Genomic DNA, 20,600 nt, shown 5'->3' with positions numbered 1-20,600 from the left:
TTTGCCGTTCCGTTGCCCGATCGGCCGATAATGCGGGACATTGTTCCGCCTGCGTGAAAATGCCGTCTGAAGCCTCGGCGGCGTTCAGACGGCATCGGGGCGGCCGGCATCAGTTGCTCAACACGTCCACGCCTTTGGGCGGGGTAAACTTGAACGCGCCGCGCGAGAGTTGGGGATTGGTATTCAAACCGCCGAAACTGATGGAGGTTTGGTTGCCGAAGCTGTCTTTAAGCTGCATGGCGGCGAGGTTGCCGCCTTTGAAGCCGATGCGGATGTATTGGTAGCCGGCGTTGTTGCGTTTGGGCGTTGCCCGCACATAATCGATGCCGTTGGACGAACCGTCCTCTTTCAGCGTGTAACTGCTTTCGAGGGCGGTTTTGTTCGACAGGATGGCGGCGGGGCTGCCGCCGATGGCCTGGTCTTGGGACGACTTGGTCACTTGTGCCAAATCAACATCGTAGAGCCAAACGGTTTGACCGTCGCCGACAATAGTCTGTTTGTAGGGCAAAGTGTATTCCCATTTGAAGAGGCCCGGGCGCAGGATTTTGAACGTGCCGTGCGCGGTTTGGGTTTTCTTTTTGCTTTGGACGGTTTGGGTGAAGCTGCCGCTGATACCGTCGGCATCGTTGTTGAATTGCTTGAGCGCGTCCACCGCGCCCGCCTGTGCGGAAGCGACGGCGACGGTCAGGGAGCAAACGGCGAGGAATTGGAACAGGTTGTGCGGTTTCATCATTATTTTTCCTTGTCGGGATGGGTGTGGCGCAAAGTATCGGCGCGGCAAAACAATCATACGGGCGGCGTTACGGGCGGTTTGCATTTTGCAAACCGCGTTTTCCGAGGGCTGATTTTTTTGACCGCTCGGAAAAAGCAGGCACGCCACGCTGCCCTTTCAATTGTATGCCGCGTTATAGTGGATTAACAAAAATCAGGACAAGGCGACGAAGCCGCAGACAGTACAACATAGTACGGCAAGGCGGGGCAACGCCGTACTGGTTTTTGTTAATCCACTATATTTGACGGTTTGGGCGCGGAATGCCGAATCGCGGAGATTATATGCCTCATCTTGTTTTTTTTAAACGCTATAATATTCGTTTTCCGAACACGGCGGACTTGAGATGAACCCCGATATTTATGCTTTGCTGGAACGCGCCCTGCTTTCGGGCGACCCCGATGAAAAAGGACGGCTGACGGATGAGGCGTTTGCCGCCGTTCAAAATGCGGACGGGGCGGAGGCAAACGCGCCGCCGGCGGACTTCCCCCGCGCGGGACGGCCGGACACGCCTGTTTTGGTCGCGCCCTCGCAACTGACCCCGCGCAAAATGAACACGGCAGAAGGCTATGCGGCGATGCTGCACGCGATTACGCATATCGAGTTCAACGCCGTCAATCTGGCTTTGGACGCGGCATACCGTTTCCGCACGCTGCCGTTTCAGTTTGTCCGCGACTGGGTGAAAGTGGCGAAGGAGGAGGTGTACCACTTCCGCCTGGTGCGCGACAGATTGCGCGCTTTCGGCTTCGATTACGGCAGTTTCGAGGCGCACAACCATTTGTGGGATATGGCGTACAAAACCGCCTACGACCCGCTGTTGCGTATGGCGTTGGTACCGCGCGTGTTGGAGGCGCGCGGACTGGACGTTACGCCGGGGATACGCGCGAAGGTGGAGCAGCGCGGCGATTCGGCAACCTGCGGCGTGTTGGACATCATTTACCGCGACGAAGTGGGACACGTCGCCATCGGCAACCGGTGGTATCAACACCTCTGCCGCGAACGCGGTTTGGAACCTGTCGCCCTGTTCCGCAGTCTGATTGCCCGTTACGATATGTTTATCTTCCGCGGCTATGTGAACATCGAAGCGCGGGAAAAAGCGGGCTTCAGCCGCTTCGAATTGGATATGTTGGAAGATTTCGAGCAGGGTTTGAAACAAAATAAACATGCCGTCTGAAACCTTTCGTCCCGCACTTTATAAAAAAGGAAAACACATGATACAAGCCGTATTGTTCGACCTCGACGGCACGCTCGCCGACACCGCCCTAGACCTCGGCGGCGCACTCAACACCCAACTCGCCCGCCACGGACTGCCCGAAAAAAGCATGGACGAAATCCGCACCCAAGCCAGCCACGGCGCGGCAGGATTGCTCAAACTCGGCGCGAACATCACGCCCGAACACCCCGACTATACCGCATGGCGCACCGAATATCTGGAGGAATACGACAGCCGCTACGCCCAAGACACCACTCTCTTCGACGGCGTGAACGAACTCATCGCCGAACTCGACAGACGCGGCATCAAATGGGGCATCATCACCAACAAACCCATGCGCTTCACCGACAAACTCGTTCCCAAACTCGGATTCGCCGTTCCGCCCGCCACCGTCGTCAGCGGCGACACCTGCGGCGAACCCAAACCCAGCATCAAACCCATGCTGCACGCCTGCGGAAAAATCCACGCCGACCCGCAACACACCCTCTACGTCGGCGACGCGGAACGCGACATCCAAGCCGGACGCAACGCCGGTATGAAAACCGTCCTCGCCGAATGGGGCTATATTTCCGATGAAGACGATACCGGCTCATGGCAGGCGGATTTCCACATCCGCACGCCGCTCGATCTGCTCGAATGTCTGGACAAAATACAGCCCTGAAAAATATCCGCCCCACAAACATAAAACTGCCGTCTGAAACCTGATTTCAGACGGCATTTCCACCTTCAAACCGAATCAAAGCCCGTCAAAACCTGCGTTTGAGCTTGCACGCCTGAAGGATGTGTACCGCCAGTTCCTCAACCGACTTGTCCGTCGTATTCGCAAACGGAATGCCATGCCGTCTGAACATACTCTGCGCGTCCGCCACTTCGCTGCGGCAGGTGTCGATGCGCGCATAAGCCGAATTCGGGCGGCGTTCCTGACGGATGGCCTGCAAACGTTCCGGCTGGATAGTCAACCCGAACAGTTTGTCTTTATACGGCTTGACCATACGCGGCAGATCGGCCGATTCCAAATCGTCGGGAATCAGCGGATAGTTTGCCGCACGGATACCGTATTGCAACGCCAGATACAGGCAGGTCGGCGTTTTGCCCGAACGGGACACGCCCATCAGAATCACATCCGCCTCCTGAAGGTTCTTATCGCTGACCCCGTCATCATGGTTCAAAGAAAAATTGACTGCCTCCATACGCGCATCGTAACGCTTCGTATTGCCGATACTGTGATGCCCCTGCCCGGATACCGTTGCTTCGGTATTGAGTTCCTTCTCCAACAGTCCCAAAAAAGTCTCAAAGAAATTAATCTGAAAAGCATCCGCCCCTTTAATAATCCGGCGGATTTCGTCATCAACCACACTGACAAACGCAATCGGACGCTGACCGTTTTCCTGCCGGCTCCGATTGACCTTCTCCACCACCGCGCGCGCCTTTTCCGGCGTATCGACAAACGGATGCGTATGGCGTTTGAACGACAGATTGCCAAACTGGTTCAGCAAAGCCTCGCCGATATTCTCGGCAGTCAGACCGGTGCGGTCGGAAATATAAAACACTTGGCGCGGACTGCTCATCACCCCCTCCTTAAATACAGAATAAAAATATCATCATAACAGCAGCGGCAGACAAGGGAGAAGCACCCCAGCCGCCCCTACCTCGGATTACACCCCAAAAAACAAGGGGCTGTACTAGATTATCCCTAAATTCCACACCGATCCCGCAGGATTTTTAGCTGCCGGGACGGTGTGCCGGAGTTAAATCGAAATTCGCATTCCCTCAACAACGGCGGGAAAGGTTTACGATCGATTCCGTTGTATTTCCGCAAGGCGCGTTTTGCCTGATTCCAAAAGTTCCCAATGCCGTTAATGTGGTTCCGACGGTCTGCAAATTCCTTGGAACGGTTGATGCGGCAACGGATAAAACCGCCCGCGTCCAACTTGCCGCGGCTGCCCGGGCTATCGGCATAAACAATACCGTCCGGCATGATTTTCTTTTTGACGGCAGGGAGCAACGTTTCAGGCTCGGCATTGTCCGCGGCAACGGTATAGGCCCGCCCGTTGCGTTTCGGAATGCCGAAGACAACCGCTTTTCCTGCCGCGCCGCGACCGCGTCCGCCTTTACGCCGTACGCCGAAACAGCTTGCGCCCGGCCCGGCGGGGCCCTCGAAAACCTCATCGGCAGCCAAGGCCAAACGATGGTTGGCAACCGTGCGGATTTTACGGTAAAACAGTGCCGCCGAATCGGGATGGATACCCAAAATATCGGCGGCAGAACGGGCGGTAACTTCCGGTACAAAAGAACGGAGCGGTTCTTTTTGTACTTCTTTCTTTAATTTGCAGTGTGTTATCTTCATATTTCGAGGGCAACATATCTGCTAATCTGGTACAGACCCAAAAACAAATCATATTTTAAAACAAATTATCTCAAAATCAGATTTCTTTAAAATAAAATTCCAAAAAAAAGAAACAGGAAAAATACGGCATAAAACATTAACCTATTCAAAACCATCTGTTTTACAAAGGAAATACCCGAAAAAAACAATATGCCTGCCATCGGTTTCAAACCGCTACACAGCCGGAACCCGCTATTTTTCAGACGGCGCAGCGGTTGTCCGGACAGATAAAAACGTGACAGCGGCGGAACGAATCGCTTAAAATAAGCAAGCGGATTTGTTTCTTTTTTAACATATTTTGGATTGGACACACAAATGGCCGACAACTACGTAATCTGGTTTGAAAACCTGCGTATGACAGATGTTGAACGCGTGGGCGGTAAAAACGCCTCGCTGGGCGAAATGATCAGTCAACTGACCGAAAAAGGCGTTCGCGTCCCCGGTGGCTTTGCCACCACAGCCGATGCCTACCGCGCATTTCTCGCACACAACGGTCTGAACGAACGCATTTCCGCCGCTCTGGCAAAATTGGATGTCGAAGACGTTTCCGAACTGGCACGCGTCGGCAAAGAAATCCGCCAATGGATTTTGGACACGCCCTTCCCCGAACAGCTCGATGCCGAAATCGAAGCGGCATGGAACAAAATGGTTACCGATGCCGACGGCGCGGACATTTCCGTTGCCGTACGCTCTTCCGCAACCGCCGAAGACCTGCCCGACGCATCATTTGCCGGCCAACAGGAAACCTTCCTGAATATCAATGGCTTGGATAACGTTAAAAAAGCGATGCGCCACGTTTTCGCCTCCCTGTACAACGACCGCGCCATTTCCTACCGCGTCCACAAAGGCTTCGAACACGACATCGTCGCCCTTTCCGCCGGCGTTCAACGCATGGTGCGTTCCGACAGCGGCGCATCAGGTGTGATGTTCACCCTCGACACCGAATCCGGCTACAACCAAGTCGTCTTTGTTACCTCCTCTTACGGTCTGGGCGAAAACGTCGTACAAGGCGCGGTCAACCCGGACGAATTTTATGTGTTCAAACCCACGCTCAAAGCAGGCAAACCCGCCATCCTGCGCAAGACCATGGGTTCGAAACACATCAAAATGATTTTCACCGACAAAGCCGAAGCCGGCAAATCGGTAACCAACGTCGAAGTCCCCGAAGAAGACCGCAACCGCTTCTCCATTACCGACGAAGAAATCACCGAGTTGGCACACTACGCGCTGACCATCGAAAAACACTACGGCCGCCCGATGGATATCGAATGGGGACGCGACGGCCTGGACGGCAAACTCTACATCCTGCAAGCCCGCCCCGAAACCGTCAAATCCCAAGAAGAAGGCAGCCGCAACCTGCGCCGCTACGCCATCAACGGCGAAAAAACCGTCTTGTGCGAAGGTCGTGCCATCGGTCAAAAAGTCGGTCAGGGCAAGGTGCGCCTGATTAAAGATGCTTCCGAGATGGATTCCGTCGAAGCCGGCGACGTACTGGTTACCGACATGACCGATCCGGATTGGGAACCCGTGATGAAACGTGCTTCCGCCATCGTGACCAACCGCGGCGGACGCACCTGCCACGCCGCCATCATCGCGCGCGAACTGGGTATTCCTGCCGTCGTCGGCTGCGGCAATGCGACCGAACTCTTGGAAAACGGTCAGGAAGTTACCGTATCCTGTGCCGAAGGCGATACCGGCTTTATCTATGCCGGCCTGCTGGACGTACAAATTACCGATGTCGCCTTGGACAATATGCCAAAAGCACCCGTCAAAGTCATGATGAACGTCGGCAATCCCGAACTCGCATTCAGCTTCGCCAATCTGCCCAGCGAAGGCATCGGCTTGGCGCGTATGGAATTTATCATCAACCGCCAAATCGGCATCCACCCGAAAGCCTTGTTGGAATTTGACAAACAAGACGACGAACTGAAAGCGGAAATTATCCGCCGCATCGCCGGTTACGCATCCCCTGTCGACTTCTACGTCGATAAAATCGCCGAAGGCGTGGCAACGCTTGCCGCATCGGTTTATCCGCGTAAAACCATCGTCCGTATGTCCGACTTCAAATCCAACGAATACGCCAACCTGGTCGGCGGCAGCGTATACGAACCGCATGAAGAAAACCCGATGTTGGGCTTCCGTGGTGCGGCGCGTTATGTTGCCGAGAGCTTCAAAGACTGTTTCGCCTTGGAATGCAAAGCCTTGAAACGCGTTCGTGACGAAATGGGTCTGACCAACGTCGAAATCATGATTCCGTTCGTCCGCACTTTGGGCGAAGCCGAAGCAGTGGTTAAGGCATTGAAAGAAAACGGCTTGGAACGCGGCAAAAACGGCCTGCGCCTGATTATGATGTGCGAGCTGCCGAGCAACGCGGTATTGGCGGAACAATTCCTGCAATACTTCGACGGCTTCTCCATCGGCTCGAACGACATGACCCAGCTGACCCTCGGCCTCGACCGAGACAGCGGCTTGGTGTCCGAATCGTTTGACGAACGCAACCCTGCCGTCAAAGTGATGCTGCATCTTGCCATCTCCGCCTGCCGCAAGCAGAACAAATATGTCGGTATCTGCGGTCAAGGTCCGTCCGACCATCCGGACTTTGCCAAATGGCTGGTTGGAGAAGGCATCGAAAGCGTGTCTCTGAACCCGGATACCGTCATCGAAACTTGGCTGTATTTGGCGAATGAATTGAACAAATAATCAATTCCCATACCCCCAAGCCTGAAAAGCGCGGGGGTATTTTTTCCAAGCAGCTCCGTTCAGACGGCATTTCCTGTCGATGCCCCGTCCGCGATAATATTTGACACCCACGCGCCGACTGCCTACAATTCCCCCCTCTCCGAGCAACCGGCAACAGTCAGCTTCTTCTTTCAGACGGCATCCACCCGTCTTTTCCTTTCTATTCTATATATCATTGATTATGCACGTCTCCGAATTACAAACCCTGCACATTTCCAAACTCTTAGAATTGGCGGAAGAACACGGCATCGAAAACGCCAACCGATTCCGCAAACAAGACCTCGTATTTGCCATCGTCCGCCAGATGATGAAAAAAGGCGAGGGTTTTACCTGCTCCGGCACGCTCGAAATCCTGCCCGACGGCTTCGGCTTCCTCCGCAGCGCGGACACGTCCTATCTTGCCGGCCCCGACGACATCTATGTCTCGCCCACTCAAATCCGCCGCTTCAACCTGCATACGGGCGACACCATCGAAGGCAGCGTGCGCGTCCCCAAAGACAACGAACGCTATTTTGCCTTGGTCAGACTGGATTCCATCAATGGCGACCACCCGGAAGTATGCCGCCATAAAATCCTGTTTGAAAACCTGACCCCGCTGTTTCCGACCGAACAGTTGAAGCTGGAACGCGACTTAAAGTCCGAAGAAAACCTGACCGGACGCGCCATCGACCTGATTTCGCCCATCGGCAAAGGTCAGCGCGCCCTCTTGGTTGCCCCGCCCAAAATCGGTAAAACCGTGATGCTGCAAAACATTGCCCACGCCGTTACCGCAAACTATCCTGAAGTCGAACTCATCGTCCTCTTGATTGACGAACGCCCCGAAGAAGTAACCGAAATGAGCCGTTCCGTCCGAGGTGAAGTAGTCTCCTCCACCTTTGACGAACCGGCGCAACGCCACGTCCAAGTTGCCGAAATGGTGCTTGAAAAAGCCAAGCGTATGGTGGAACACAAAAAAGACGTGGTCATCCTGCTGGATTCGATTACCCGCCTTGCCCGCGCCTACAATACCGTCGTCCCCGCCTCGGGCAAAATCCTGACCGGCGGTGTCGATGCCAACGCGCTGCACCGCCCCAAACGTTTCTTCGGTGCGGCGCGCAACGTGGAAGAAGGCGGTTCGCTGACCATTATCGCCACCGCATTGGTTGAAACCGGCAGCCGTATGGACGATGTGATTTACGAAGAATTCAAAGGTACCGGCAATATGGAATTGCACCTCGACCGCCGTATGGCGGAAAAACGCCTCTTCCCCGCCATCAACATCAACAAATCCGGCACGCGCCGCGAAGAGCTGCTTGTGCCGAACGACCAGTTGCAACGTATGTGGTTACTGCGCAAGTTCCTGCACCCGATGGACGAAATCGAAGCTACCGAGTTCTTAAACGGAAAAATCAAAGCATCTAAAAATAATGATGATTTCTTTGAACTGATGCGCGGAAAATAAACGCGCCGCCCGCATTAATGCGAAATGCCGTCTGAAGCCTGAAAATCGGGTTTCAGACGACATTTTCATTCGCACGGCCGGCGCAGCTCCCCCCCCCCGCTAACGGCGCAACCGCCGGCAGTGTCCGTGTCCGCCTGCCGAAGGCGCGGCCTTTGCAAAACCGGCTCGAACGCATCCCTACCGGCAATGAAAACCGATGCGGGAACTTGATTCAAGGTTGCGCCGAACCGCGCCCATTTTTGTATAAATTTTATTTTTTATTTCCAATTAGAAATTTTTAATATATTAATCAATAAATTAATTTTATAAAATAAAAATATTGTCAACAATCTTTTGACTTATCGCCCAAACCTCTGTATATTTTCCTACAGTAAATTGTTGACAATCCATACGCCCGCATATGCGCCGCCTAAGGATAAATCCTCCCGCCGGACAACGGGGGCAAGGGATAGGATGCGATATTTCCATATTCAAACAAGGGATTTGTTTCACGCACAGGGCGGCACATCGGCAAAATCCCCGCGCCGGTCCGGCAGGGCTTGCGCCCATCCCGGACAAGCCCCGACCCCGCCTTTCCGAAAGACGGGCCCAACCATTAAGGAAACTTTAATCAAAATGAAAAAACACATATGGGCGGCATCTTTGCTGCCGGCATCCCTATCGGCAGAACCTTTAAACTGGTGGAAACCTTATTCCGCCGTCAATTCGGGCGATACCGCCTGGGTGATGACTGCGGCTGCCTTGGTACTGTTGATGACGCTTCCCGGGCTGGCTTTATTCTACGGCGGTATGGTGCGGAAAAAAAACCTGCTCTCGACGATGATGCACAGCTTTTCCATCGCGACATTGGTGGGCATCCTTTGGGTCGCCGTCGGCTATTCTTTGGCGTTCACGCCGGGAAATGCCTTTATCGGCGGTTTGGGGCGCGTATTTTTAAGCGGGATGCAGATAGACGCTGCCGCACGGATGCTGACCGTGTCGCCCAATGCGCCGACTGTTCCCGAACCGGTATTTATGTTTTTTCAGATGACGTTTGCCATTATTTCGACCGCCATTATTACCGGCGCGTTTGCCGAACGAATGAAATATTCGGCAATGATGCTGTTTTCGGGCATATGGTTTTTATTGGTTTATGTGCCGGGCGCGCATTGGGTGTGGGGCGGCGGCTTTATGAGCAAGGGCGGCGTATTGGATTATGCCGGCGGTACGGTGGTGCACATCAATGCCGGTATCGCGGGACTCGTCGCCGCCTTGGTTTTGGGCAGGCGCATAGGCTACGGGCGCGAGGCGATGCCTCCGCACAATATGGCGATGACGCTGATTGGCGCGGCAATGTTGTGGTTCGGCTGGTTCGGCTTTAACGCTGGTTCGGCGCTTGCGGCAGACGCGGCGGCGGGGATGGCGATGGCGGTAACGCAGGTGTCGGCCGTATTCGGCGCGGCAGGCTGGCTTGCCTGCGAGAAAATAGCGGGACACAAACCTTCTGCTTTGGGGCTGGCTTCCGGCGCAGTTTCCGGGCTGGTCGGCATCACCCCTGCCGCCGGCTTTACCGGTCCGTCGGGCGCGGCCGCCATCGGTATATTGACTGCCGCCGCGTGCTTTGTGTCCGTCACCGTCGTCAAACACAAATTGCGTTACGATGATTCTTTGGACGCTTTCGGCATACACGGATTCGGCGGGCTGGTAGGCGGAATATTGACCGGCATCTTTTTCGACAACCGCATTTTCGGCGGGGATGCGGCAGTTTGGCAGCAGTTGTGGATACAGGTAAAAGACGGGTTCATTATGGCGGCATACAGCGGGCTGATGAGTTGGGCGATTTTGAAGGCTGTGGGGAAAATCTGCGGCGGTCTGCGCGTCGGCAAGGATGTCGAACGCGAAGGTTTGGATCTGAATATCCACGGCGAACACGTGGAATAAGGACGGCTATGCCGTCTGAAGCCTGAAAATCGGGTTTCAGACGGCATTTTTCACGTTTGCCGCCGATGGGGATAAACATACTGCCTGCGACGCTTAACGGCTGTCTTTCCACTGATAATATTTCGAGCCGAGGAAAGAACCGAGTTTGCGCAAAAACGGTTGCAGGATAATATTCGGCTGGCACAACTGTTCAAACGGTTTCAGACGGCATTCGTCCCCTAAAATTGCTTCGGCAACCGCCAGACCTGCAATGCCCGTTATCGCCATCCCGTGCCCGGAATAACCTTGCGTATAAAAAACATTCGAGGTCAAACGTCCGAAATGCGGGACAAGGTTGGCGGTAATATCGCACTCCCCGCCCCACGAATATTCGATTCTAACATCGGCAAGCTGCGGAAAAACTTTAAGCATATCTTGGCGGACAAGCTCGGTCATACGCGAAGGATTGTCGATAAATTCGTTATCCTTACCGCCGAAAAGCAGCCTGCCGTCCGCGCTGAGGCGGTAATAATCCAAAATATGGCGGTTGTCGCATACTGCCATATTGTTGCGGATAAGCCCTTTTGTGCGCGCGCCCAAGGGTTCGGTGGCAATAATAAAGGTGCTGACGGCAATCGCCTTGCGTTCCAAAGGCCGGAATATCGGGTTCAAACCGACATAAGTATTGACGGCATAGACCACATTTTTACACTCGACGCTGCCTTCAGGCGTGTAAACCAGCCAACCGTTTTGATACGGTTCGATGCGCGTCATCGGGGATTGCTCGAAAATCTGCGCGCCGGCTTCGGCAGCGGCGCTGGCAACACCCAACGTGTAATTGAGCGGATGAAGATGCCCGGACAAGGGATCGAACTGTGCGCCTTGGTACATATCGCTGTCAAGCTGCTGTTTCAACTCGGCTTTATCCCAAAGTTGATAATGACTCGCACCGTAATGCCGTTGGGCGTGTTCATGCCACTGCTGCAACTCTTCCCAATGCTGCGGACGGACGGCAACCGTGGCATAACCGCGCTGCCAATCGCAATCGATGGCATGTTTGCGGACGCGTTCGTCCACCAGTTCGACCGCCTGCAAAGACTGTTGCCAAAACCATTGCGCCTGCTCCAAGCCGACCTGTTTTTCAATTTCCCCCATACCGCAGGCGTAGTCGCTGATAACCTGCCCGCCACTCCTGCCGGACGCGCCGAAGCCGATACGTGCGGCTTCCAAAACGACGGCTTCATGTCCGTGTTCCGCCAGCGGCAATGCGGTACACAAACCGCTCAAACCGCCGCCGATAATGCAGGTTTCGGCTTTCAGACGGCATTGGAGTTTCGGATAAACAGTATGCGGATTAACCGAACTAAAATAATAAGAAGGCAGATATTCTTGAAAATCAGGGCGAATCATTGTGTTTGCTTTATCGGGTATATTTTCGGACGGAATGATACAGGCTGTCGGGCCATATCGTCCAAACAGAAAATCGGTTGAAAAAAAACAGGCTGACCCAGTCATGCGGTCAGCCTGCCTTATTAATTAATTTGCTTTCTCGGCAGCCAATTTTTCTTGGCGGTAGGCTTCTGCCGCTTCTCGGTTGCGCTTGGTTGCCTGCCTCATCATCCAATAATTGACGATGATGACCAATGTTCCGATGATGCCGATCAGGATGGTTGCCAAGACATTCATCTGAGGATCGAGACCCAACTTGATCTTGGAGAAAATAACCTGCGGCAATGTGGATGAACCGGGGCCGGAGAGGAATGAGGTAATTACCAAATCATCCAAAGACAAGGTAATGCCGAGTAGGAAGCCTGAAGCAATGGCAGGGGCAATCAAAGGCAAAGTGATGACAAAAAAGATTTTCAGCGGACGCGCGCCCAAGTCCATTGCGGCTTCTTCGAGCGACTGGTCAAGCTCGACCAGCCGCGAACGGATGACAACGGTAATGTATGCCATGCACAGCGTCGTATGTCCGAGGAAGATGGTGAAAAAGCCGCGATCGAAGTAGAGATGTTGCAACCATTCGCTGCCCTGCAAAAATATCTGCACCTGAATAATCAGCAGCAGCATAGACAGACCGGTAATCACGTCGGGCATGACCATGGGCGCGGAAATCATACCGGCAAACAGCGTGCTGCCGCGAAAGCGTTTGATACGCGCCATCGCATAGCCCGCCAGCGTGCCCAAAACGACGGCGGCAAGCGAAGACACAACGGCAATCCGCAGCGACAGCCAAGCGGCTTCCAAAATGGTGTCGTTTTCCAGCAATGCGCCGTACCACTTGGTCGAAAAGCCGCCCCAAACGGTAACAAGTTTGGATTCGTTGAACGAATAGATGACCAAAACAACCAGCGGGATATACAGAAACGCCAGCGATAGTGCCAACATCAGTTTCAAGAACCAAGATAATTTGGATTTCTGCATTATTTGGCTCCTTCTTCCAATTCGCGGTTTTCATAGTGCTGGAACAGGGCAATCGGTACAACCAGTAGCGCGACCATCACGACGGCGACGGCAGAAGCCAACGGCCAGTTGTTTTGATCAAAGAATGCCTGCCACAATACTTTACCGATCATCAGGTTTTCCGAACCGCCGACCAGCTCGGGAATGACGAACTCACCGACAGCGGGGACGAAAACCAGCATCGAACCTGCAATAATGCCGGTTTTCGACAAAGGCAGGGTAATCGTCAAGAACGATTTGACCGGTCCCGCGCCCAAGTCGGAAGCCGCTTCGAGCAGGCGGCTGTCCAGTTTCACCAGCTGCGTGTAAAGCGGCAGAATCATAAACGGCAGATAGGCATAAACCATTACCAAATTTAACGAAAACGCATTATAGAACAAATCTAATGGTTCGCTGATAATACCCATCTTAATCAATAAGTTGTTTATGATGCCGTTATGCCCGAGCAAACCCATCCACGCATAGACACGCAGCAGGAACGATGTCCAAAAAGGTAACATGATGGCAAGCAGCAAACCATTGCGGACGGAAGGATTGGCACGGGAAATCGCATAGGCGGTCGGGTAACCGACCAACAGGCAAATCACCGTCGTCGTCAGCGCAGTCTTAATTGAAGACCAATAAGTCATCAGATAGATATTACTGTTTTCACTGTCGCCGAAGGGGTTAAGGGTATGCCAAAAATTTTGGAAAATATCGGCATAGTTTTGATAGCTGACGGCGATGTTCAGGCGACCCAAATCCTCATCTATCGTCGTTAAAGGAGTAAACGGTGGAATGGCGATTTCTTGTTCGGCAAAGCTGATTTTCAGCACGATGGCGAACGGAATCAGAAACAGCACCAAAAGCCAAATATACGGTACGGCAATCACCGCACGCTGCCCCGGACGGCGGAACAGTTTGTTTTTCAGTTTATTAAGGTTCATCTCACTCCCCTTAAATCAACGGAACAACGGAGTCGGTTGGTTTTCCGGCCAGCTGATATAGACGGTTTCATCCCAAGTCGGCGGCGTGATGTTACGCACATACCAGTAAGGTGCAGGAACTTGGCTTTTGACGACGCGCCCGTTGGCGAGTTTGATATGGTATATGGCGAAGCTGCCCAAATAGGCAATTTCTTTTACCGTGCCTTTCGCCCAGTTGTAGTCGCCCAAATATTCGGGTTTTTCTTTATATAAATCAATATCCTCTGGTCGAATACTAACCCAAAGATCCTGCTCGCTCGGGCCACCCAAACCATGGTCGATACGGACGTGGTTTTCCAAACCTTCGCATTCGATAACGGCATAGTCGGCATGATTTTCAATCACCACACCGTCAAAGATGTTGGTTTCGCCGATAAACTCGGCAGTGAAGCGGCTGTTGGGATAGTCGTACACGTCGCTGGGCGTGCCGACCTGCTGCAACTGACCGTCGGACATAATGGCGATGCGGGTCGCCATCGTCATCGCCTCTTCTTGGTCGTGCGTAACCATAATGCAGGTTACGCCGACTTGTTCCAGCGTATTGACCAACTCGAGCTGGGTTTGCTGGCGCAATTTCTTATCCAACGCCCCCAAAGGTTCGTCAAGCAACAGGATTTTCGGACGTTTTGCCAAACTGCGCGCCAAGGCGATACGTTGCTGCTGACCACCGGACAATTGGTGCGGTTTGCGTTTGGCAAATTTGGTCATCTGAACCAGACGCAGCATTTCTTCGACGCGCGCATCGATTTCGCCTTTAGGCATTTTGTCCTGTTTCAGACCGAAGGCAATGTTTTGCTCCACCGTCATATGCGGAAAAAGCGCGTAACTTTGGAACATCATATTGATGGGGCGGTCATAGGGTGCAAGTTTGGTAATATCTTGACCATCAAGGATGATTTTTCCCTGATTGGGACTTTCCATACCCGCCAGCATACGCAGCAGCGTAGATTTTCCGCTGCCGGAACTGCCCAAAAGGGCGAAGATTTCGTTTTGATAAATGTTCAAGTCGATGTTATCGACAGCGTAATTGTCACCAAACTTTTTCACCAAACCTTGGATTTGCAGATAAGGTTTGGCTGAAGACGCTGTGGTTGCGGTCATAATGGCAATACTCCAATAAAAAGACGAGTACCGGCAAAACGGATTTTCGAATGGGTGATAAAAAGCTGTTTGATTGCTGGCGGGAGTCGCAACGTCTGATGCCGTCTGAAACTCTTGTGAAGCGCACGGGCAGCATGAAATAAAAAGGGGTTCTAAAGAACCCCGCATTATATTAGTTTATAAGGTTTTTAGGGTAATAAATATGGGTTTGAGCTTGTCGGAAAGCAACAGAAAAGAAAACACCGCCCATTTTTCTGGGCGGTGTCGGAAAGCGCAATTATTTACGCAGACCCAAGCGGGTAATCAACGCGCGATACGTATCGGGCTGGGTACGGCGCAAATAGGCCAACAGGCGGCGGCGTTGGCTGACCATTTTCAACAGGCCGCGACGGCTGTGGTGGTCTTTGGGGTTGGCTTTGAAGTGGGGGGTCAGATCGTTGATGCGGAAAGTCAACAGGGCAACTTGTACTTCAGAAGAGCCGGTGTCGCCTTCTTTACGTTGGAAATCTTTAACGATTTGTGCTTTTTGTTCTACGGTCAGTGCCATAATGGAAAAACTCCGAAAAATAAAAAGAACCCCAAATGGGATTCGGACAAGTTTGCCAAGCCTCGACAACGGCAAACTCCCTATTCCTGAAACAGGAACAGCGCATTATCACACAATTTTTGCTGTTCTGCACGATATTTTGCGATGTCGGCGAAATGCCGTCTGAAAACGGAGACATCTTCCGGTTTCAGACGGCATTTGACATCAGACCACAATTTCTTCCTTCTGTTTCGCTTCCTTGGCGATATTGTCGCGGCTCAAACCGAACATCAGCAAGAGCGGGCTGGCAACCAATACGGAAGAGTAGATGCCGAACACGATACCGATGGTCAGTGCCATAGAAAAGCCGCGCAAGGCTGCACCGCCGAACACCAGCATAGAAACAACCATCGCCTCGGTCGAACCGTGGGTAATGATGGTGCGGCTCATCGTTGCGGTAATCGCGTTGTCAATGACTTCCGGCACGGTATGTCCGCGCATCGCCGGCTTGCGGAAATTTTCACGGATACGGTCGAAGACGACGACGGATTCGTTCACAGAATAGCCCAATACGGCAAGGATACCTGCCAAGACGGTCAGCGAAAATTCCCATTGGAAGAAGGCAAAGCAGCCGAGAATAATCACGATGTCGTGCATATTGGCGATAATGGCAGATACGGCAAAACGCCATTCGAAACGCATCGACAGGTAAATAATGATGCCGATAACGACAAAACCTAAAGCCATCAATCCATTATTTACCAATTCCTCACCGACTTGCGGACCGATAAATTCGACTTGGCGCAAAGTAACGTCGGGACTGTCTTTTTTCAGCAAATCCATAACCTGATTGGACAACTGTGCGGAAGTAACACCTTCTTTGTTCGGCAGGCGGATCATGATGTGTTTGTTCGTACCCAATGCCTGAACCTGTACATCACCCATTTTCAGCGTATCGAGGCGTTCGCGCATCTTATTGACATCCGCACCCTGCTGATATTGGACTTCCATTACCGTACCGCCGGTAAATTCGACAGAGAAATTCAGGCCTCTGGTAACCAAAAAGAATACGGCGGCAATAAAGGTAACCAACGAAATGAAGGTTGTCAGTTTGCCGTAGCTCATAAACGGAATATCGCGTTTGATTTTAAAGAGTTCCATAGCTTACTCCTTACCTGCCGCAGTTTCGGCTTCAGGTTTCCATACCGCACCGATGGAAATATTCTGCAATTTGCGGCGGCGGCCGTACCACAGATTGACCAACGCACGGAATACGACGACGGACGAATACATCGAAGTCAGAATACCCAAGCAGTGTACGACGGCAAAACCTCTTACCGGTCCGGAACCGAATACCAAAAGCGCGATACCGGCAATCAGCGAAGTCAGGTTCGAATCAACAATGGTCGCCCATGCGTGTTGGAAACCGAGATTGATTGCCTGCTGCGGCGGCACGCCGGCACGCAATTCCTCTCGGATACGTTCGTTAATCAAGACGTTGGAGTCGATTGCCATACCCAAAGTCAACGCCAGCGCGGCCATACCCGGTAACGTCAACGTTGCCTGCATGGCAGACAAAATACCGATTAGGAACAGTATGTTGGCACTCAATGCAATAGTAGAAAAGAAACCCATCAGGCGGTAATAAACCACCATGAATGCAGCAACGATGGCAAAACCCCATAAAGTCGAATGGAAGCCTTTTTCGATGTTCTCCTTACCCAAAGACGGACCGATGGTACGTTCTTCGACAATCTGCATCGGTGCGGCAAGAGAACCGGCACGCAACAGCAAAGACGTATCGTTGGCTTCGGCTGTCGTCATGCTTCCGGAAATTTCCACGCGTCCGCCGGTAATGGCAGTACGGATAACCGGTGCGGTTACAACCTCGGATTTTCCTTGGTCGATCAAAACCATCGCCATGCGTTTGCCGACATTTGCGGCAGTCAGTTCGCCGAAAATGCTGCCGCCCGCGCTGTCCAAGCTCAGACTGACGGCAGGTGCGCCCATTTGGTCGAAACTCGGTTGCGCATCGTTGATGTTGTCGCCGGTCAGCTCGACCTGTTTGCTGATCAGCAGAGTTTCGGGATGCTCCCCGCCGCTTGAAAGCAGCTCATAACCGCTCGGCACGTTGCCTTCCAATGCCTCGCGCAACTTGGCAGGATCGTCCTCCACCATGCGGACTTCCAAAGTCGCGGTACGGCCGATGATGTCTTTTGCCTTGGCAGTATCTTGCACGCCGGGAAGCTGTACGACAATGCGGTCCAAACCTGACTGTTGGATAATCGGCTCTGCCACACCCAATTCGTTTACACGGTTATGCAGTGTAGTGATGTTTTGCTTCACCGCATCTGATCGTACTTTATTCACCGCCTCTTCCGAAAGCGCCAATACAATATTGCTGCCTTCTGAATTTAACGTTGCCTCAGGAAACAGCTTGAGTAACTGAGGCAGTGCCTTTTGCACATCGCCGGCATCCTGCAAAGGGACGGTCAGGCTGTTTTCAGCCTGACGCACCGTGCCGCTGCGGATTTTTTCACGGCGCAGTTCGCGGCGGATGTCGCCCGAATAACGCTCAAACGTTTTCTGCATCGCGGCTTTCATATCGACCTGCATGGTGAAATGCACGCCGCCGCGCAGGTCCAAACCCAAAAACATCGGATTGGCTTTGATTTTCGCCATCCATTCGGGGCTGTCCGCCAACAGGTTGAGCGCGGTAATATACCCTTCGCCCAAAGTGTTTTCGATAACGTCGCGCGCTTTAAGCTGCGTTTCTGTGTCTTTGAAACGCACTTTCAGTGAATTATCCACAACAAACATCCCGTCGGTCTGAATGCCCGCGTTTTTCAGCGCAGCATCCACTTTGGATTGAGTCTGTTCGTTGATGATGATGGCTTGTCGGTTGGTCGATACCTGCACGGCGGGCGTTTCGCCGAATAGGTTGGGCAGCGAATACACTGCGGCAACCGCAATCGTGAACACAATCAGCAGATATTTCCATAAAGGATAACGGTTCATCATTGTTCCTTAATGGTTGAAACCCCACCCTTTCGGTGGTGTCGGAATCGGGCTATTTCAGAAGAGGCAAAACCCCTCCCTGCCAGGCAAGACCGAAAGGCAGCATCCTGAATATGCCGCCCTGCGTGTCGGAACATGGTCAAGCCTTCGGTTGGAATTCAAAACAAAGTGCCGCATTCGGGCTTTCCCGATGCGGCTTGTCAGCACAAATCAATCGACTTTTGCGGCAATCGCATTGCGTTCCACTTCGACCTCGATTTTTGTACCCTGTCCGATATCCACGGTAAAAAACTGTTCGCCGACTCTGGTTACCTTACCCTTGAAACCTGCCGCCAAGACCACTTTGTCGCCGGCTTTCAAGGCGGCAAGCATTGCCTGATGCGCTTTGAATTTCTTTTGTTGGGGGCGCATGATCAGGAAGTAGAACACCACCATAATCAACACCAAAGGAGCAAATTGTGCAACAGCTTGATTCATAATTTATCCGTTCTTTCTAAATATGATTGAAAATCGAGCGGGGTATATAATAGCATAAGACCGTAAACAATATATCGGGTTTGCCGCCCATACCCAACCGTATGCCGTCTGCACCCCCTTTCCCGAACCCATGCCGCTGACCCGCCTGTTCCTGAAACTCTACGCCCTGTTGCGCCTTTTTTTGGGCAAAAACGCCCAGACCGCCTGGATTTTCCACCCCTCCTGCACCGGGCACGACCCCGGGGCAAACCATCCCGATTCGCCCGACCGCATCCTCTGCATCGAGCAGGCATTGCGCCGCGCCGGTATTTGGCAGCACCTCCAAACCGTAGAGGCGGAAGAAATCAGCGATACGCGCCTTGCACTTGTCCGCTCGAGCAAATATCTGAACCGTTTGGAATCTTGCCTACCCGAAGACGGCAAGATTTGCCGTTTGGACGACGACACCGTTATCAGCAAAAACTCCCTGTCCGCCGCCCGTTTTTCCGCCGGTTCGGCAGTTCAGGCAGTCGATATGGTCATGAAACGCAAAGCGTGGCACGCCTTTTGCGCCGCCCGCCCGCCGGAGCATCACGCGAAAAGCGGCAAAGCCGGCGGATTCTGCCTGCTGAACAACGTTGCCGCCGGCGTCATGCATGCCATTGCCGAATACCGCCTGAAACGCATTGCCGTCATCGATTTCGATGTCCACTACGGCGACGGTACGGCAGAAATATTCAAAGACGATCCGCGTATCCTGTTTTTCAACCTGTTTGAAACCGACCTTTTCCCCTTCCCCGAAAACAACGGTATGCCCGACGGCGGCAATATGGTGCACCTGCCCTTGCCGTCGGGAACGGGCAGCCGCACATTCCGCGAAGCCGTCCGCAGACAGTGGCTGCCCCGGCTTGCCGCATTCAAACCCGAACTGGTGCTGCTGTCGGCAGGATTCGACGCACACCGTCTGGACGAATCGGGCAGGCTCAACCTGCACGAGGCGGATTTTGCCTGGCTGACACACAAAATCATTCAGACGGCATCCAGCTGCCCCGGCAAAATCGTATCCGTACTCGAAGGCGGCTACACCCTTGAACCTCTGGCACAATCTGCTGCCGAGCATATCCGCGTACTGGCGGGGCTGGGCAAATCCGATGCCGCAACCGCCTATCAGAAAACACTGAACCCAACAAAAAAACGGTTTGCCAAACCGAAAACCGGACAGGTGCGCCAACCTACCCAATCCGACCGTTACGATATAAATGCCGTCTGAAGCCGATTCGGTTTTCAGACGGCATCATTATTTGACCTGACGCAAACAGAAAGCCTTCCGCGTGCTTAAACACATCTCTTGAGACCTTTGCAAAAATCCCCAAAATCCCCTAAATTCCCACCAAGGCATTTAGGGGATTTCCCATGAGCACCTTCTTCCGGCAAACCGCCCAAGCCATGACTGCCAAACACATCGGCCGCTTCCCGCTATCGGAGTTGGACCAGGTGATTGATTGGCAGCCGATCGAACAATACCTGAACCGTCAAAAAACCCGTTACCTCAGAGACCGCCGCGGCCGCCCCGCCTATCCCCTGTCGTCCATGTTCAAAGCCGTCCTGCCCGGACAATGGCACA

At 53.1% G+C, this 20,600-nt stretch carries 19 protein-coding genes; 7 read left to right on the top strand and 12 right to left on the bottom strand.

What is annotated here, in order from left to right; genetic code table 11:
- Window positions 1-109: 109 nt before the first annotated feature.
- Window positions 110-733, bottom strand: a complete 624-nt coding sequence (gene lolA, locus DFR77_RS05980) for an outer membrane lipoprotein periplasmic chaperone LolA (RefSeq protein WP_003687518.1) — start codon at window positions 731-733, stop codon at window positions 110-112.
- Window positions 734-1,115: 382 nt separating this feature from the next.
- Between lolA and DFR77_RS05970 the strand changes: the two genes are divergently transcribed.
- Both DFR77_RS05970 and DFR77_RS05965 read left to right on the top strand, forming a co-directional pair.
- Window positions 1,116-1,943 carry a ferritin-like domain-containing protein gene (locus DFR77_RS05970; RefSeq protein WP_047923812.1) on the top strand — a complete coding sequence of 276 codons (828 nt, stop codon included), beginning with the start codon at window positions 1,116-1,118 and terminating at the stop codon, window positions 1,941-1,943.
- Window positions 1,944-1,980: 37 nt separating this feature from the next.
- The gene (locus DFR77_RS05965; protein WP_003687514.1) at window positions 1,981-2,643 is read left to right on the top strand and encodes an HAD family hydrolase; all 663 of its coding nucleotides are present in this window, start codon (window positions 1,981-1,983) and stop codon (window positions 2,641-2,643) included.
- Between the two features lie 85 nt (window positions 2,644-2,728).
- Here DFR77_RS05965 and ppsR read toward each other — a convergent pair whose 3' ends face one another.
- Entirely contained in the window at window positions 2,729-3,550 is an 822-nt protein-coding gene (ppsR, locus tag DFR77_RS05960) for a posphoenolpyruvate synthetase regulatory kinase/phosphorylase PpsR (protein ID WP_003687512.1), read from the bottom strand.
- A gap of 125 nt (window positions 3,551-3,675) precedes the next feature.
- Entirely contained in the window at window positions 3,676-4,329 is a 654-nt protein-coding gene (locus tag DFR77_RS05955) for an IS1595 family transposase (RefSeq protein ID WP_113852060.1), read from the bottom strand.
- Between the two features lie 354 nt (window positions 4,330-4,683).
- Between DFR77_RS05955 and ppsA the strand changes: the two genes are divergently transcribed.
- The 3 genes from ppsA to DFR77_RS05930 all read left to right on the top strand — a co-directional run bounded on the left by ppsA (window position 4,684) and on the right by DFR77_RS05930 (window position 10,468).
- Window positions 4,684-7,068 carry a phosphoenolpyruvate synthase gene (gene ppsA / locus DFR77_RS05945; protein ID WP_003690694.1) on the top strand — a complete coding sequence of 795 codons (2,385 nt, stop codon included), beginning with the start codon at window positions 4,684-4,686 and terminating at the stop codon, window positions 7,066-7,068.
- Between the two features lie 220 nt (window positions 7,069-7,288).
- Complete coding sequence (gene rho / locus DFR77_RS05940) at window positions 7,289-8,548, top strand: transcription termination factor Rho (protein ID WP_003687508.1); 1,260 nt, start codon at window positions 7,289-7,291, stop codon at window positions 8,546-8,548.
- Window positions 8,549-9,163: 615 nt separating this feature from the next.
- Window positions 9,164-10,468, top strand: a complete 1,305-nt coding sequence (locus tag DFR77_RS05930) for an ammonium transporter (RefSeq protein ID WP_003687507.1) — start codon at window positions 9,164-9,166, stop codon at window positions 10,466-10,468.
- Window positions 10,469-10,561: 93 nt separating this feature from the next.
- Here DFR77_RS05930 and DFR77_RS05925 read toward each other — a convergent pair whose 3' ends face one another.
- The 9 genes from DFR77_RS05925 to yajC form a co-directional block, all read right to left on the bottom strand.
- Window positions 10,562-11,857 carry an NAD(P)/FAD-dependent oxidoreductase gene (locus DFR77_RS05925; RefSeq protein WP_033910276.1) on the bottom strand — a complete coding sequence of 432 codons (1,296 nt, stop codon included), beginning with the start codon at window positions 11,855-11,857 and terminating at the stop codon, window positions 10,562-10,564.
- Between the two features lie 126 nt (window positions 11,858-11,983).
- The gene (locus DFR77_RS05915) at window positions 11,984-12,871 is read right to left on the bottom strand and encodes an ABC transporter permease subunit (RefSeq protein WP_003687503.1); all 888 of its coding nucleotides are present in this window, start codon (window positions 12,869-12,871) and stop codon (window positions 11,984-11,986) included.
- Window positions 12,871-13,836, bottom strand: coding sequence for an ABC transporter permease subunit (locus DFR77_RS05910; protein ID WP_003699507.1), 966 nt, complete (start codon window positions 13,834-13,836; stop codon window positions 12,871-12,873). Before DFR77_RS05910 ends, DFR77_RS05915 begins: the two co-directional genes overlap by 1 nt.
- Before the next feature lie 15 nt (window positions 13,837-13,851).
- Window positions 13,852-14,976 (bottom strand): ABC transporter ATP-binding protein, encoded by a 1,125-nt coding sequence (locus tag DFR77_RS05905; RefSeq protein WP_010359796.1) that lies wholly within the window; start codon window positions 14,974-14,976, stop codon window positions 13,852-13,854.
- Window positions 14,977-15,253: 277 nt separating this feature from the next.
- Window positions 15,254-15,523 carry a 30S ribosomal protein S15 gene (gene rpsO / locus DFR77_RS05900; RefSeq protein WP_002217790.1) on the bottom strand — a complete coding sequence of 90 codons (270 nt, stop codon included), beginning with the start codon at window positions 15,521-15,523 and terminating at the stop codon, window positions 15,254-15,256.
- An 80-nt stretch (window positions 15,524-15,603) separates the two neighbouring features.
- The gene (locus DFR77_RS14370) at window positions 15,604-15,738 is read right to left on the bottom strand and encodes a hypothetical protein (protein WP_010356960.1); all 135 of its coding nucleotides are present in this window, start codon (window positions 15,736-15,738) and stop codon (window positions 15,604-15,606) included.
- The gene (gene secF / locus DFR77_RS05895; protein WP_003699504.1) at window positions 15,728-16,663 is read right to left on the bottom strand and encodes a protein translocase subunit SecF; all 936 of its coding nucleotides are present in this window, start codon (window positions 16,661-16,663) and stop codon (window positions 15,728-15,730) included. The genes DFR77_RS14370 and secF overlap by 11 nt, the downstream gene beginning before the upstream one ends.
- A 3-nt stretch (window positions 16,664-16,666) precedes the next feature.
- A complete protein-coding gene (secD, locus tag DFR77_RS05890; protein ID WP_003687495.1) occupies window positions 16,667-18,520 on the bottom strand; it encodes a protein translocase subunit SecD in 1,854 nt (617 codons plus the stop codon).
- A gap of 210 nt (window positions 18,521-18,730) precedes the next feature.
- Window positions 18,731-18,997, bottom strand: a complete 267-nt coding sequence (gene yajC, locus DFR77_RS05885) for a preprotein translocase subunit YajC (protein WP_003687494.1) — start codon at window positions 18,995-18,997, stop codon at window positions 18,731-18,733.
- Between the two features lie 130 nt (window positions 18,998-19,127).
- On the opposite strand from yajC, the gene DFR77_RS05880 reads away from it, so the two are divergent.
- Window positions 19,128-20,246: a histone deacetylase family protein gene (locus DFR77_RS05880; RefSeq protein WP_003704473.1), complete on the top strand. Its 1,119-nt coding sequence runs from the start codon at window positions 19,128-19,130 to the stop codon at window positions 20,244-20,246.
- 143 nt (window positions 20,247-20,389) lie between these two features.
- A partial coding sequence (locus tag DFR77_RS05875; RefSeq protein WP_488472647.1) for a transposase occupies window positions 20,390-20,600 on the top strand: 211 nt, incomplete at its 3' end.

The organism is Neisseria gonorrhoeae (assembly GCF_003315235.1).
Classification (GTDB): domain Bacteria; phylum Pseudomonadota; class Gammaproteobacteria; order Burkholderiales; family Neisseriaceae; genus Neisseria; species Neisseria gonorrhoeae.
The sequence above is the reverse complement of the archived record's forward strand: the minus strand, read 5'-3'. Positions and strand labels throughout refer to the sequence as shown.